Source organism: Microlunatus flavus (assembly GCF_900110855.1).
In the GTDB taxonomy this organism is placed as follows: domain Bacteria; phylum Actinomycetota; class Actinomycetes; order Propionibacteriales; family Propionibacteriaceae; genus Microlunatus; species Microlunatus flavus.
In genome coordinates, this window is record NZ_FOFA01000002.1 from 507262 (window position 1) to 521991 (window position 14730).

Annotated in this window: 11 protein-coding genes; 6 read left to right on the plus strand and 5 right to left on the minus strand. The window is 75.1% G+C overall.

The features are described from left to right. Positions 1-23: 23 nt before the first annotated feature. The gene (gene leuS / locus BMY04_RS06770; protein WP_091178346.1) at positions 24-2522 is read left to right on the plus strand and encodes a leucine--tRNA ligase; all 2499 of its coding nucleotides are present in this window, start codon (positions 24-26) and stop codon (positions 2520-2522) included. Positions 2523-2548: 26 nt separating this feature from the next. On the opposite strand, the gene BMY04_RS06775 is transcribed toward leuS, so the two are convergent. Both BMY04_RS06775 and BMY04_RS06780 read right to left on the minus strand, forming a co-directional pair. Beyond that, complete coding sequence (locus BMY04_RS06775) at positions 2549-3562, minus strand: endonuclease/exonuclease/phosphatase family protein (RefSeq protein WP_091178347.1); 1014 nt, start codon at positions 3560-3562, stop codon at positions 2549-2551. After that, complete coding sequence (locus tag BMY04_RS06780; RefSeq protein WP_170854029.1) at positions 3559-4521, minus strand: GNAT family N-acetyltransferase; 963 nt, start codon at positions 4519-4521, stop codon at positions 3559-3561. The genes BMY04_RS06775 and BMY04_RS06780 overlap by 4 nt, the downstream gene beginning before the upstream one ends. A 212-nt stretch (positions 4522-4733) precedes the next feature. On the opposite strand from BMY04_RS06780, the gene BMY04_RS06785 reads away from it, so the two are divergent. Then, positions 4734-5693 carry a ComEA family DNA-binding protein gene (locus BMY04_RS06785; protein WP_091178348.1) on the plus strand — a complete coding sequence of 320 codons (960 nt, stop codon included), beginning with the start codon at positions 4734-4736 and terminating at the stop codon, positions 5691-5693. Then, the gene (locus tag BMY04_RS06790) at positions 5690-8005 is read left to right on the plus strand and encodes a ComEC/Rec2 family competence protein (protein WP_091178349.1); all 2316 of its coding nucleotides are present in this window, start codon (positions 5690-5692) and stop codon (positions 8003-8005) included. Before BMY04_RS06785 ends, BMY04_RS06790 begins: the two co-directional genes overlap by 4 nt. A gap of 38 nt (positions 8006-8043) precedes the next feature. On the opposite strand, the gene BMY04_RS06795 is transcribed toward BMY04_RS06790, so the two are convergent. Further along, positions 8044-9492, minus strand: coding sequence for a hypothetical protein (locus BMY04_RS06795; RefSeq protein WP_139209779.1), 1449 nt, complete (start codon positions 9490-9492; stop codon positions 8044-8046). Between the two features lie 4 nt (positions 9493-9496). Further along, on the minus strand, positions 9497-10207 hold the full coding sequence (locus BMY04_RS06800; protein WP_091178351.1) for a hypothetical protein: 711 nt from the start codon (positions 10205-10207) through the stop codon (positions 9497-9499). Between the two features lie 144 nt (positions 10208-10351). Here BMY04_RS06800 and holA point away from each other — a divergent pair, with 144 nt between their 5' ends. Beyond that, positions 10352-11371: a DNA polymerase III subunit delta gene (gene holA / locus BMY04_RS06805; RefSeq protein ID WP_170854030.1), complete on the plus strand. Its 1020-nt coding sequence runs from the start codon at positions 10352-10354 to the stop codon at positions 11369-11371. 242 nt (positions 11372-11613) lie between these two features. Here holA and rpsT read toward each other — a convergent pair whose 3' ends face one another. After that, positions 11614-11877 carry a 30S ribosomal protein S20 gene (rpsT, locus tag BMY04_RS06810; RefSeq protein WP_091178352.1) on the minus strand — a complete coding sequence of 88 codons (264 nt, stop codon included), beginning with the start codon at positions 11875-11877 and terminating at the stop codon, positions 11614-11616. 185 nt (positions 11878-12062) lie between these two features. Here rpsT and lepA point away from each other — a divergent pair, with 185 nt between their 5' ends. After that, the gene (gene lepA, locus BMY04_RS06815) at positions 12063-13913 is read left to right on the plus strand and encodes a translation elongation factor 4 (protein ID WP_091178569.1); all 1851 of its coding nucleotides are present in this window, start codon (positions 12063-12065) and stop codon (positions 13911-13913) included. A gap of 19 nt (positions 13914-13932) precedes the next feature. Beyond that, positions 13933-14670 (plus strand): DUF1345 domain-containing protein, encoded by a 738-nt coding sequence (locus BMY04_RS06820; RefSeq protein WP_198409967.1) that lies wholly within the window; start codon positions 13933-13935, stop codon positions 14668-14670. The last annotated feature ends 60 nt before the right edge of the window (positions 14671-14730 follow it).

Below are 14730 nucleotides of genomic sequence, written 5' to 3' on the forward strand. Positions count from 1 at the left end.
GACACGACCCAAGGAGAACGACGATGAGCACGACGGAGGCCGAGCGCCCCGGCGCGCAGGCGGAGCCGGACCGCTACGACGCCGTCGCCGCGCAGAAGCGCTGGCAGCGCTTCTGGGAGGCCGACGCCACGTTCGTCACGCGTGACGACGGCGCGAAGCCGCGGGCGTACGTGCTCGACATGTTCCCGTACCCCTCCGGCGACCTGCACATGGGCCACGCCGAGGCGTTCGTCATGGGCGACATCCCGGCGCGCTACCTGCGGCTGAAGGGCCACGACGTCCTGCACCCGATCGGCTGGGACTCCTTCGGCCTGCCCGCGGAGAACGCGGCGATCCAGCGCGGCACGCACCCGGCCGAGTGGACGTACGCGAACATCGAGACCCAGGCGACGTCGTTCCGCCGCTACGGGCTGAGCCTGGACTGGTCGCGCCGGCTGCACACCTCCGACCCCGAGTACTACCGCTGGACGCAGTGGCTGTTCCTGCGCTTCCGCGAGCGCGGGCTGGCCTACCGCAAGGCGAGCTTCGTCAACTGGTGCCCCAAGGACCAGACCGTGCTGGCCAACGAGCAGGTCGTGCAGGGCGCCTGCGAGCGCTGCGGCACCACGGTGACCAAGCGCCAGCTGACCCAGTGGTACTTCCGCGTCACCGAGTACGCCCAGCGCCTGCTGGACGACATGGCCGAGCTGGAGGGCGGCTGGCCGGACCGCGTGCTGGCCATGCAGCGCAACTGGATCGGGCGCTCCGAGGGCGCCTACGTCGACTTCGCCGTCGAGGGCCGCGAGGAGCCGGTCCGGGTGTTCACGACCCGCCCGGACACGCTGTTCGGCGCGACCTTCTTCGTCGTCGCGCCCGAGGCGCCGCTGGCCGCGGAGGTCGTCACCGACGCCCAGCGACCGGCGTTCGAGGCGTACCTGGAGGAGACCAAGCGGGTCACCGAGATCGAGCGCCAGTCGACCGACCGGCCCAAGACCGGCGTGTTCCTGGGCGTGCACGCCACCAACCCGGCCAACGGCGAGCAGATCCCGGTCTACGCCGCGGACTACGTGCTGGCCGAGTACGGCACCGGTGCGGTCATGGCGGTGCCCGCGCACGACCAGCGCGACCTGGACTTCGCCCGGGCCTTCGACCTGCCCGTCCGGGTCGTCGTCGAGACCGGCCTGCCCGACCCCGGCGAGACCGGCGTCGCGACGCCGGGCGACGGCGCGTACGTCTCCTCTGGACCGCTGGACGGGCTGAGCGACAAGGCCGCCGGCGTCGAGCGCATCGTCGCCCAGCTGCAGGACGACGGCGTGGGCGAGTCGGCGGTGACCTACCGGCTGCGCGACTGGCTGCTGAGCCGCCAGCGCTACTGGGGCGCGCCGATCCCGGTCATCCACTGCCCGGGCTGCGGCGAGGTCGCCGTGCCCGACGACCAGCTGCCGGTCGAGCTGCCGTACCTGACCGGCGCCGCGCTGGCGCCCAAGGGCACCTCGCCGCTGGCGAGCGCGAGCGACTGGGTCAACGTCGCCTGCCCGCAGTGCGGCCAGCCGGCCAAGCGGGACACCGACACGATGGACACGTTCGTCGACTCGTCGTGGTACTTCTTCCGCTACTGCAGCCCGCGCGACGTCGACGCGCCGTTCGACCCGGACGACGTGCGCCGCTGGATGCCCGTCGCCCAGTACGTCGGCGGCGTCGAGCACGCGATCCTGCACCTGCTGTACATGCGCTTCTTCACCAAGGTCCTGTTCGACATGGGCCTGGTCGACTTCGTCGAGCCGATGCGCCGCCTGCTGAACCAGGGCCAGGTCATCAACCAGGGCAAGGCGATGAGCAAGTCGCTGGGCAACGGGGTCGACCTGGGCGCGCAGATCGACGAGTTCGGCGTCGACGCGATCCGGCTGACCGTGGTCTTCGCCGGGCCGCCGGAGGAGGACATCGACTGGGCCGACGTCTCGCCGGCCGGGTCGCTGAAGTTCCTGCAGCGGGCCTACCGCCTGGCCGGGGACGTCACCAGCCCGCGGGGCACCGACCCGCGCGGGGGCGACGTCGCGCTGCGCCGCGAGACGCACCGGCTGCTGGCCGACGTGACCACCGCGGTCGAGACCCAGCGGTTCAACGTGGCGGTCGCCCGCGTCATGGAGCTGGTCAACGCCACCCGCCGCGCGATCGACACCGGTCCCGGCGCGGCGGACCCCGCCGTCCGGGAGGCCGCCGAGGTCGTCACCGTCGCGCTGAGCCTGGTCGCCCCGTACGCGGCCGAGGAGATGTGGGAGCGGCTGGGCCACACCCCGTCGGTCGCCGACGCGACCTGGCCGGAGGTGGACGCGTCGCTGCTCGTCGCCGAGACCGTCACCTGCGTGCTGCAGGTGCAGGGCAAGGTCCGCGGGCGCCTGGAGGTGGCTCCCGACGTGAGCGAGGACGCGCTGCGCACCGCGGCCCTGGCCGACGAGGGCGTCGTGCGTGCCCTGGCCGGCCGCGAGGTCGCGAAGGTGATCGTCCGCGCGCCCAAGCTGGTCAGCATCGTCCCGAAGGGCTGACCGCCCGCCGGGGCGAGGGCCTGGCTTCAGTCCGTTCCGGCGATGGTGGCCAGCAGGCCGAGGTGGTCGCTCCCGGGCACCCGGACCGTCCGCAGCGACGTCGCGGTGAGCTGGTCGTCGACGAGCACGTGGTCGATGGGCAGCAGCGGCGGGAAGGCCCGGTCGGCCGGATAGGTGGGCAGCCACCCCGCGCCGACGAGCTCGGTGGCGCTGCGCATCCCGTCGGCGCGCAGGCGCTGGAGCGGGGCGTGGTCGTCGATGGCGTTCAGGTCGCCCGCCACGACGAGCGGCTGCGACAGGTTGGCGCGGACCGCGGCCTCGAGCGCGGCGTGGTCGCGGGCGAAGGACCCGCCGCCGCAGTAGGGGTTGCACGGGTGCACGCCGAGGAAGCGGACCGGGCTGCGGCCGGGCACCTCGAGCGTCATCAGCCACTGCGTGGCCAGGGAGTTCTTGAGCGTGCTCGCGTCGGTCAGGGGGAAGCGCGAGAAGATCGTCGTGTCGCTCGGCGGCCCGTGCAGGGCCCCGACCGCGTACGGGAAGCGGGCGTCCCACGCCGGCGTCTGGAGCCGGGTCAGGAACGTCCGGTTGGTCTCGCTCAGCACCACGACGTCGGCGCCTTGAGCGACCTCCGCGATCCGGTCGGTGTCGGCCAGGCCGAGGTGGACGTTCTGCGCGAGCACGGTGAAGGACGGGCCGACGACCGGGCGGTGGTCGGGCACGAAGAACGGGGCGATCCAGCTGACGTGCAGGGCCGTCAGCGCCGCGACGACGAGGGCGAGCACCGCCACCGGGGCCTGGCGCCGCGCCCGCACCAGGGCGACGAGCAGCAGCAGGAGCGCGACCACGTAGAGCGGCAGCCCGTAGGGGACGAAGGACGCGAGCATCGCCCCGGTGTCGTCGGTGGGCGCGAGGACCCGCAGCGCCGTGGCCGCGAGCGCGGGGAGCAGGAGCAGCAGGGCCAGCACGAGCGCGACGCCGGGTCGGCGCCGCCGGTGCGGCGTGCTGTCCCAGGCCGGGCGTGCCGCGGTCCGCGCCCTCACGCGGCGCGGCGCGGGCGGCGGCGCAGCTGCTTGGTCATGCGGATCTCCTGCGGGTGGGGCTGGTAGCGGCACGGCCGGCGCTGTTCGCCCTCCTCCCAGCCGTGGCTGCGGTAGAAGGCGCGGGCGCCGGCGTTGCCCTCCAGCACCCACAGACCGGCCTCGAGCTCGCCGTTGTCGTACATCTGACGAACGGCGAACTCCAGGAGTGCCGACCCGTAGCCGCGGCGGGTCCGGTGCGGCACGACGCCGAGGTGGAGCACCTCTCCGGCGTTGGAGAAGGCCACGAAGCCGAGGGCGTCCTGCTCGCGCTCCAGCACGAAGACGCGGGTCGACGGTGCGTGCAGCTCACGGCGCCAGCGGGCGGTGACCTCGGTGACCGGGTAGGGGAACTCCTCGGGCGGGAACAGGTGCTCCAGGTGCTCCTCGCTCGCGGACCGCTCGATGCGGGTGAGCAGGCGGGCCTCGTCGGGGCGCGCCCGGCGGATCCGGAGCCCGGTCTCCTCGTCCTCGAGGGGCGGGTCGCGTCGCTCGAGCTCGTCGATCAGCTCGTGCGCGACGGCGTCGGCGCGCGTGAACCGCCCGCGGCGCAGCGAGAAGGTCGACTTCTGCACGCACCACGCCTCCGCGACGCCGTCGTCGGAGCCGACGACCAGCCCGTTCTCACCGGGCGCGACCAGCGTGACGTCGCCCCAGTCGAAGGAGCGGGAGGAGAACGGGTTGCGCACGTGCAGCCCGTCGTCGTCGGCGACGAGGCGGGGATGCAGCCCGAAGCGCCAGGCGTAGAGCAGCGCGAGCAGCGCCAGCAGCAGGAGGGCGGCCGGGATCCAGGGCGAGCCCTCGCGGCGGTAGACCAGGTACGCCAGTCCGACGAGCGCGGCGGCGGCGAGCAGGGTCAGCACGACGACGGCGACCAGCGTGGCGGGCGCCGCACGCCACACCCGCCTGGAGGCGTCCTTCACCAATCCGTCACTCCCTCGACACCCGGCGTCCGGCCGGACTCTACGGGGCCGGGCGCGTTCCGCGTGCCCGCGACGCCCAGCGGACCGTACGGCGCGAGGCGCCTGCCCCCGTCCGTGCCGGTTGTCCACAGCACGGAACCGGTCGAGGGTTCGTCGTCCACAGCGCCGGGGACCGGCGGCACGCGGGGCCTCGTCCTGCGTACAGATCAGGTGTGGCTCGACGACACCCTCCGCCCGACCCCGAGCTCGCCGCCCTGGCCCGCGACCGGCTGGCGCGCCTGATGGGAGGCGGTGACGTCGCCGCAGGGCCACGCCGGGCGGCCGGGGCGCGACGTTCGGGGGAACGGGAGGAGCAGGAGGACGCTGCCGGCCTCCTCGACCCCGGCCCGACGGGCCCCGGCCGTCCCCTCGGCCCGGACGACCTCGAGCCGCCACGACGCTTCACGCGCTGGCACCTGGGGGTGGTCGCCGCCGTGCTGCTCGTCGGCGTGGTCTGGGGCGGCTGGTCGTGGCTGCAGGCCCGACCCGAGGCGGTCGCCGCACCGACGGTGGCGCCGGCGCCCGCGCAGTCTGCCGACGCCACGGGGTCGTCCGGTTCGTCGTCGTCTCCTTCGAGCGCGAGCGCGAGCGCGACCGCCGCGCCGGCCGACCCGGGTGCGAGTGGCGGGGCCGGCCAGCAGGCCGCCGGACCGGTGGTGCACGTGCTGGGGGCGGTCCGGCACCCCGGCCTGGTCCACCTGAAGTCCGGGGCGCGCGTCGAGGACGCCCTCGAGGCCGCCGGCGGGCTGCGGCGCGACGCCGACCCGGGCGAGCTCAACCTCGCCCAGCCCCTCGAGGACGGGGTGCAGGTCGTCGTCGGCACCCGGCAGCACCCGGCCGGCGAGGTCAGGGCAGGCCCAGGGGGGACCGCCGGCGGGACGTCGGGCACCGCGGCGGGGACGGCGCGCACGTCGGGCGGGACCAGTGGCGGTGCGGCGGGCTCCGTGGTCGACCTCAACCGCGCCACCGTGGACCAGCTGGACACGCTGCCCGGGGTCGGGCCGGTGACCGCGCAGAAGATCCTCGACTGGCGCGAGCAGCACGGACGCTTCTCCCGCGCGGAGGAGCTGCAGGAGGTCGACGGGATCGGGCCGAAGACGTACGCCCGGATCGCGCCGCACGTCCGGGTGTGACGACGCACGCGCCCGACCTGCGCATGGTCGCGGTCGCCGTGGCGGCGTGGGGCGGTGCCTGGCTCGGCACGTCCGGCTCCCCGGCGACCTGGGGTGGTGTCGCGCTCGTCGCGCTGCTCGTCGGCCTGGTCGCGTGGCGGCGGGGTTCGGTGCTCCTGCTCGCGACCGCGGTGGTGCTCGCCGTGACCGGGGCGACCGGGGCGGTCCGTGCCGAGGCCCTCGCCTCGGGACCGGTCGCCACGCTCGCGGCGCAGCGGGCCGTGGCGGCGGTGGTCCTCGAGGTGCGCGGGGACGCGCGGGTGCACCCGGCCGAGGGGGTGCGGCCCGCGTACGCGACCCTGCCGGGCCTCGCCGTCGAGCTGGACGGGCGCGGCCGGACCTGGCGCACCCGCACGCCGGTGCTCGTCGTCGTCACGGGGGGTGCGGTGCCCGTGTGGAGCCACTGGCCCGTCGGCTCGCGGGTGCGGGTGTCCGGCCGGCTCGAGCCCGCCGAGCGGGGCGACCCGTACGGCGCCGTGCTGCGGGTCCGGACCGGGGGCACGTCCGTGCGCGCGCCGCCGGCGTCGCTGCGGCTGGTCGAGCGGGTCCGGCAGGGCCTGCGCGCCTCGGTGGCGCACCGCAGGAGCGAGCCGCGCGCGCTGGTCCCGGCGCTGGTGCTCGGCGACACCTCCGCCCTCACCCCGGCGGTGGTGGACGACTTCCGCACCACCGGGCTGTCGCACCTGACGGCGGTCTCCGGCGCGAACCTGACGCTGCTGCTGGCCTTCTGCCTGCTGCTCGCGCGCTGGGCGGGCGTGCGCGGCTGGGCCCTGCGGGCGGTGGGGCTGGCGACCGTGGTGGTGTTCGTCGGCCTGTGCCGCAGCGAGCCCAGCGTCCTGCGCGCGGCCGCGATGGGGCTGGTCGCGCTCGCGGCGCTCGGCGCGGGCGGTCGGGCGGCGGGGATGCGGCACCTCGCGGTGGCGTCGACCGGCCTGCTGCTGCTCGACCCCTACCTGGGCCGGTCGGTCGGGTTCGCGCTGTCGGTGCTGGCCAGCGGCGGCATCGTCTGGTGGGCCGGGCCGTGGAGCGCGCTGCTGCGGCGCTGGCTGCCCGGCCCGGTGGCGGAGGCCGTCGCGGTCCCGCTGGCCGCGCACCTGGCCACCCTGCCGGTGGTCGCGGCCATCTCGGGACGCGTCAGCGTCTCCGGGTTGCTGGCGAACGCGGTGGCGGGACCGTTCGTCGGTCCGGCGACCGTGCTCGGGTTCGCGGCGGCCGGCGCCTCGCTCGCGAGCGCGCACGGGGCCGCGGTGCTGGGGTTCGGCGCGGCCTGGTCGGCGCAGCCGATCCTGTGGGTCGCGCACGCCGGGGCGGTGCTGCCCGGGTCGGCGCACGACTGGCCGGCGTCGCCGTTCGCGCTCGGCTGGCTCGCGGCGGCCTGCCTCGCCGTCGGGCTGCTGCTGCCGCACGTGCTCGTCCGGCGCTGGCTCGTCGTGGCCCTCGCCGTGCTGATGGTGCTCGCCCTGCTGGCGCCGCCGCACCGCCCGGGCTGGCCCCCGCGGGACTGGGTCCTCGTGGCCTGCGACGTCGGCCAGGGCGACGGGCTGGTGCTGCGGGCGGGGGAGCGGGACGCGGTGGTGGTCGACACGGGGCCGGACCCGGCGCTGCTGCGGCGCTGCCTCGACGAGCTCGGCGTGCGGCGGGTGCCGCTGCTGGTGCTGACGCACTTCCACGACGACCACACCGGCGGGCTGGACGGGGTGCTCGGCGTGCGGCCGGTCGGGCAGGTGTGGGTGTCGCCGCTCGCCTCGCCGTCGGGCGAGGCCGCCCGGGTGCGCGCCGAGGCGGCGGGGCTGGAGGTGCCGGTGCTGACGCCGGCGCTGGGCGCCCGCGCGACGGTGGGCGCGGTCGGGCTCGAGGTCCTGGGCCCGCGGGCCGGGCCGGCGCAGGACGTGGCCGCCGAGGACGAGTCCGGCCGGCAGAACGACGCGAGCCTGGTGGTGATGGCGACCGTCTCGGGGGTGCGGGTGCTGCTGAGCGGCGACGTGGAGCCGCCGGGGCAGGAGGCGGTCGTGGCGGCGGGCGTGGACCTGCACGCCGACGTGCTCAAGGTGCCGCACCACGGCTCGTCGCGGCAGGACGAGGCGTTCCTCGCCGCGACGCACGCGCGGCTGGCGATCGCCAGTGCGGGGGTGGACAACGACTACGGCCACCCGGCGCCGAGCACGGTGGCCCGGCTGCGGGCCCTCGGCATGCAGGTCCTGGCGACCAACGAGCACGGCGCGGTGGCCGTCGAGGCCGACGGCGGCCGCGTGCTGGTGGCGAGCGAGCGATGAGCGGACCGGTGGCAGCGGCTCGGGGTGGCAGGGCCTGCTCAGCGGGCGGCGGTCAGGCCCGTCACGGGGTCGAGCCGCAGGCGGCGGGCGCCGCAGGTGAGGAGGACGACGTCGCCGGGGTCGCCGGGCGTCGTGGCGGCGGACGCCGGGTCGGGCCGGCCGCCGGCGAAGCGCGCGCGCACCTCGCGCTTGTCGCCGCAGACGAAGCGCCACAGGGCGGGGCCGCCGTGCAGCGGGACCGCGACGACCTGGTCGGCGGTCCGGTCGAAGCGGTTGGAGCCGGCCAGCACGAGCACGTCGCCGTAGCGGGCCCCGGCGAGCGGGCGCGGCTCGCCGGCCGGGCCCAGCGAGCCGGAACGGCCGGTGGGCAGGGGCAGCGTCGGCGGCGAGGAGCCGGCCGAGCGGTCGTCGGACGCGCCGGCGGGCGCGGGCCGACGCAGGGCGACGGGGGAGACCGAGACCCCGGCGACGGTGGTGCCGAGCTGGTGGTAGCCGGCGTACGCGGTGACGGTGGCGCAGCCGGACCCGCTGACGGCGACCGTCTGCGTGGGGGTCGCGGCCGGGGCGTCGGTGTCGGGCGGGTAGACCCAGGTCGCGCAGGTGAAGTGCAGCTCGTCGCCGGGACTGCCGTAGCGCAGCTGGGTGACGCGCTGGTCGGCGACGGTCTGCGCGGTCCACCACAGCTCGAGCAGGGCGACCAGGCCGACCGCGAGCGCCGCGTACCAGCGCCACCGCCGCCGAGCACCTCCCCGAGGCCACACCTGGTAGGCGAGCCAGGCGACGACGCCGAGCAGGGCGCCGAAGAGGGAGAGCCGGACGGAGGCCGCCGTCAGCAGCGCGGCGAACCGCAGCCCGACGCTGTTGCCCGCCAGGACCTCGGCCTCGGTGCGCAGGTCGCCGGCGAGGAGCCAGCGGCCGACGGCGAGCGGCCCGGGCAGCAGCAGCACCCAGACGGCGACCAGCAGCGCCCCGGTGCGGCTGGTCACCGGCCGGCGCGGCGCCAGCCCGGCGACGACGGCGTGGCTCGCGGCCCACCAGGCCGACGCCAGCCAGACGAGCAGCACCACGACCGCGAGGGCCCCGGCACCCAGACCGGCGACGGCCTGGGCGAGGAGGAGGACGAGGGCCACGACCGAGCCGACCAGCGTCGGAGGCACGAGCCAGACGGGCGCGACACGGTCGCTGCGGCGGACGAGCAGGGCCAGGGCGGCGCTGCAGAGCAGCAGCAGGCCCGCGCCGAGCGGGTGGTCCAGCACCGACACGAGGCCCAGCTGTTCCAGCCACCAGTCGCGGGCGGGCAGCGCGGTCGTCTCGGGGACGCCGCGCCCGACGACGAAGAGCCACTGGACGCCGAGCAGGAGGGCGAGCGGGACGGTGGCCGCGTGCCGCACGGTACGGCGGACCTGCCCGAGCTCGCGGCCCGGCCACGGCGACCCGAGCGCCGGCTCGACGGCCTTCGTCGCGACCCACCCCGCCGTCGCCGTCACCTCGTCACCCCTGCGGCCCGGGCAGGGCCGCGGGGGCCACGACACCGGGGACGGGCACGAGGGCAGCGGGCCACCCGCGGCCCTCGGTGGGCCAGTCGACGTCGACCACCTCGAGCGCCGACCGGTCGAGGGCCCCGCCCAGGAACGTGCGCGGCAACGCCTCGTCGAGGACCACGCCGAGGCTGCTGCTGGTGAGGTCGGCCAGCGTGCGGCGCCGGACCGCGTCCGTCGTCCGGTTGGTCACCTCGCGGGCCAGGCGCTCGAGGAGCCGGTCGCCGAACCCGTCGAGCAGGTCGGGGCCGTCGTCGCCCCCTCCGCCGCGGAAGCGGGCGTCGTCCTCGAGGAGCTCGTGCAACTCCGACGGCGACGACGCCAGCGACACCGTGAGCCGTAGCTCGACCTGGTGGACCGTGCGGTCGTCGAGCGTGTCGAACGGACCGACGCGCAGCCACACGTCGACGGGGTCGTGGGTGAGGACGACGTACGTCGGCTGGGCTCGGGTCACCAGCGGCGGCCACACGAGCCGGCCGCTCGGCAGGACCTCGGGCGCGGAGCCGGGCCGGTGCAGGAGCACGGTGGTGCCGTCAGCGACGTGGCCGAGGGTCTCGACGCGGCGGGCCCGGCTCACCAGCCGGTTGGGCGGCGAGGGCGGCTGGGCGGCGGCGCGGCGCTGCAGGACACGCAGCAGGAGCACCTCCACCAGCGGCGCGACCACGACGGAACCCCCTCGTCGGGCGGACGCCGCCCTCCTGCGGCCCAGGTATACACCGCAGGGGACCGGTGGGGCCCTCCTGCGGGCGCGCGGTCAGGGCGTGTCGGTGGGTCGGAGGGTGTCGGTGGGTCCTGGCATGCTGACGCCGTGCCCGCAGCCAGGTCGACCTCCCGCAGCGCGGCGCGGCCGTCCTCGTCCCGGGCCGCCACGGGCTCGCCGTTCGGGCGGACGACCCTGGTCACCGGGCCGGAGGGCCTGCTCGCCGACCGCGCGGTGGCCGACCTGCTCGCCCGTGCCCGCAAGGAGTCGCCCGAGGTCGAGGTCAGCCGGACCGAGGCCGCCGTCCTCGACGGGGCGCGGCTGACCGAGCTCAGCGGGTCGTCGCTCTTCGCGACCCGCAAGGCGGTCGTCGTCACCGACCTGGGCAACCTCGCGCCCGACGTCGCCCCCGAGCTGCTCGAGGTCGTCGCCGCGCGGCTCGTCGACGTGGCCCTGGTGCTGGTCCACCCTGGCGGCCAGAAGGGCAAGGGGGTCCTCGACAAGCTCAAGGCGCTGGACGTGACGGTCGTGGACTGCCCGCCGGTCAAGACCTGGGAGCTGCCGCAGTTCGTGGCCGCCGAGATCCGGCAGGCGGGCGGGACCGTGGACCCGGGTGCGGCCCAGGCGCTGGTCGACGCCGTCGGCGCCGACCTCCGGGCGCTCGCCGCCGGCGCGGCCCAGCTGGTCTCGGACACCGAGGGCCACGTTCGTACGGAGGACGTCCGCCGCTACTTCGGCGGCCGCGCCGACGTCACCAGCTTCGCCGTCACCGACTCCGTCCTGGCCGGCAGCACCGGCGTGGCGATGGAGCAGCTGCGCTGGGCCCTCACGACCGGGGTGCCGCCGGTGCTGGTCACCAGCGCGCTCGCCTCGGGCATCCGCGCGCTCGGCAAGCTCGTCGGCGCGGCGCCCGGGCAGCGCGACGTCGACCTGGCCCGCGAGGTCGGGGTCCCGCCGTGGAAGCTGAAGAGCATGCGCGCGCAGGCCCGCGGCTGGGACGCGCGGGGCCTGGCGGTCGCGCTGCGCGCGGTCGCGACGGCCGACGCGGACGTCAAGGGCGCGGCGGAGGACGCCGCGTTCTCCCTCGAGCGCGCCGTCCTCGCGGTGGCCGCCGCCCGCCGCTCCTGACCCCCGGCCTCCCGGCACCCTGGCCGGCGGCCCTCAACCGGCGGCCCTCAACCCCTCAAGTCGAGAGGTAGGTTGCCGCGCTCTTCTCGCCCGATCGGGCGCGGCAACCTACCGCTCGCAGAGTTGGACGCCGCAGATCTGGCGCGGCCAGCGGCCGCTCGACGGGCCGCGAGCGCACGCACGACGTCCCGGCCACCCAACGGGTGACCGGGACGACGGTGGAGCTGTGGAGCGCGAGGCGCTCAGACCAGGCTACTGGCCTTGGAGGCGATGGCCGACTTGCGGTTCGCGGCCTGGTTGGCGTGGATCACGCCCTTGGAGACGGCCTTGTCCAGCGCGCGGTTGGCGGCGCGGGCGGCCGTGGTCGCCTTCTCGACGTCGCCGGACTCGGCGGCCTCGCGGAAGCGACGGACGTGGGTGCGCAGGGCGGACTTGACGGCCTTGTTCTTCTGGCGCGCCTTCTCGTTCGTCTTGATGCGCTTGATCTGGGACTTGATGTTGGCCACGGGGCGACTGATCCTTGCGGGTGCGGAGCGGTGAGCTGGCAGAAGTCTGCGCGCCTGGCTCGCAGGCACGATCTGTCAGACTACCAGCGCGCCCCCGACCTGCTCAACCTCGCCGGTTCCCGGGTCCGGCGGCCGCGGCTTCGCGCGGCGGGGGAGTGGGTCGTCCGTGGAATGATTCCGTGGTGATCCCTGCCCCGACTCCCGGCCGCACCGATCCCGCGCTCGTCCGGAACTTCTGCATCATCGCGCACATCGACCACGGCAAGTCGACGCTGGCCGACCGGATGCTCGGGATCACCGGTGTCGTCGACGCGCGCTCGGCGCGCGCCCAGTACCTCGACCGGATGGACATCGAGCGCGAGCGCGGCATCACCATCAAGTCCCAGGCCGTACGGCTGCCGTGGCGGCCGACGACCGGCTCCGGCGACGACACGCCGCACATCCTCAACATGATCGACACCCCTGGCCACGTCGACTTCACCTACGAGGTGTCGCGCTCGCTGGCCGCCTGCGAGGGTGCCGTCCTGCTCGTCGACGCCGCGCAGGGCATCGAGGCGCAGACCCTCGCGAACCTCTACCTCGCGCTCGAGGCCGACCTGCACATCATCCCGGTGCTCAACAAGATCGACCTCCCCAGCGCGCAGCCCGACAAGTACGCCGCCGAGCTCGCCGGGATCATCGGCTGCGACCCCGGCGACGTGCTGCGGGTCTCGGCCAAGACCGGCACGGGCGTCGAGGCGCTGCTCGACGCGATCGTCGCGCAGGTCCCGGCCCCCGTCGGCGACCCGGACGCGCCGGCCCGCGCGCTGATCTTCGACTCGGTCTACGACACCTACCGCGGCGTCGTCACGTACGTCCGCGTCGTCGACGGCGAGCTGAACCACCGCGAGCAGGTCCTGATGATGTCGACCCGGTCGACCCACGAGGCCCTCGAGGTCGGGGTGATCTCCCCGGAGCCGGTCAAGGCGGCCTCGCTCGGCGTGGGTGAGGTCGGCTACCTGATCACCGGGGTCAAGGACGTCCGGCAGTCGCGCGTCGGCGACACGGTCACCGCGACGTCGCGGCCCGCCACGAAGGACCTCGGCGGCTACAAGAACCCCAACCCGATGGTCTACGCCGGGCTCTACCCGATCGACGCCTCCGACTACCCCGAGCTGCGCGAGGCGCTGGACAAGCTCCAGCTGAACGACGCGGCGCTGACGTACGAGCCGGAGACGTCGGGGGCCCTGGGCTTCGGGTTCCGCATCGGCTTCCTCGGCCTGCTGCACATGGAGATCGTCCGCGAGCGGCTGGAACGCGAGTTCAACCTCGACCTCATCTCCACCGCCCCCAGCGTGGTCTACCGCGTCGTGCTGGAGAACGGCACCGAGCTGAACGTGACCAACCCGTCGGAGTACCCGACGAGCGGCAAGATCGCCGAGGTCTACGAGCCCGTCGTCAAGGCGACGATCCTCACCCCGGTCGAGTTCATCGGCACGATCCTCGAGCTGTGCCAGACCCGCCGCGGCGTCCAGCACGGCATGGAGTACCTGTCGGCCGACCGGGTCGAGATCCGCTACACGCTGCCGATGGCCGAGATCATCTTCGACTTCTTCGACGCGCTGAAGTCGCGCACCAAGGGCTACGCGAGCCTCGACTACGAGCTGGACGGCGAGCAGGCCTCCGACCTGGTCAAGGTCGACGTGCTGCTGCAGGGCGAGCCGGTCGACGCGTTCTCGGCGATCGTGCACAAGGACAAGGCGTACGCCTACGGGCTGATGATGGCCGGCAAGCTCAAGCAGCTCATCCCGCGCCAGCAGTTCGAGGTGCCGATCCAGGCGGCGATCGGGGCCCGCGTCATCGCGCGGGAGACCATCAGCGCGATCCGCAAGGACGTCCTCGCCAAGTGCTACGGCGGTGACATCACCCGCAAGCGCAAGCTGCTGGAGAAGCAGAAGGAGGGCAAGAAGCGGATGAAGATGGTCGGCCGCGTCGAGGTGCCCCAGGAGGCGTTCGTCGCCGCGCTCGCGACGACGGAGCCCGCGCCCAAGAAGTGAGCACGTCGGGGGTGGGCGCGTGAGCGCCGAGGCGGAGGCGCGGCACCGCCGCATCGAGGCGCTGCTCGCGCGGCCGTCGAGCTCGGGCAGCCGCCGCCTGCTCGTCTCCGCCGGGGCGGGGCTGGTGGTCGCCGTGGTCCTCGGGGTCGTCGGGCTGCCGCGCTACGGCGTGCTCGCCGGGCTGATGTGCGTGGCCGGCGTGTACGTCGTGTGGACCTACCTCGCGCTGCGGAGGTTCCGGGGGCAGGGCACCCGTGCGCACGCCTCCCGGGAGGACCCGCGCTCGGGGCTGCGCCAGGTCGGGGCCACGGTCGTCATCCTCGGCAACCTGGCGGCCGTGGTGATCATGCTCGTGCTCGACCGCGGGCACCACGGCGACCTCGACGCCGGGCTGGCCCTGGGCAGCGTGGTGCTGTCGTGGTTCCTGCTGCACACGCTCTACGTCCCGCACTACGCGCGGCTCTACTACGCGCGCCCGTCGGACGACCACCACGGCGAGCTGCTGACCGAGCCCGCGACCGGGCGCCAGGTGCACGTGGCGGGCGGCATCGACTTCAACGCCCCGGGCTACTGGCCCGCGTACGCCGACTTCACCTACTTCGCCTTCAACCTGGGCATGACCTTCCAGGTCAGCGATACATCGGTCTCCAGCCCGGCGATCCGGCGGCTCGTGCTCGGCCACTGCCTGCTGTCGTACTTCTTCGCCACCGCCATCACCGCGACGGTGGTCAACCTGGTCGTGGGCCTCGTCAGCTGACCGCGGCCGCGGCACGACCGCTGAGGGACGACCACCCCTCGGCGCGATCGGCTGTCGTTC

What these genes read in the sequence shown, in the direction of transcription:
- leuS (WP_091178346.1), top strand. Translation starts at nt 24, where the DNA reads ATGAGCACGACGGAGGCCGAGCGCCCCGGCGCGCAGGCGGAGCCGGAC.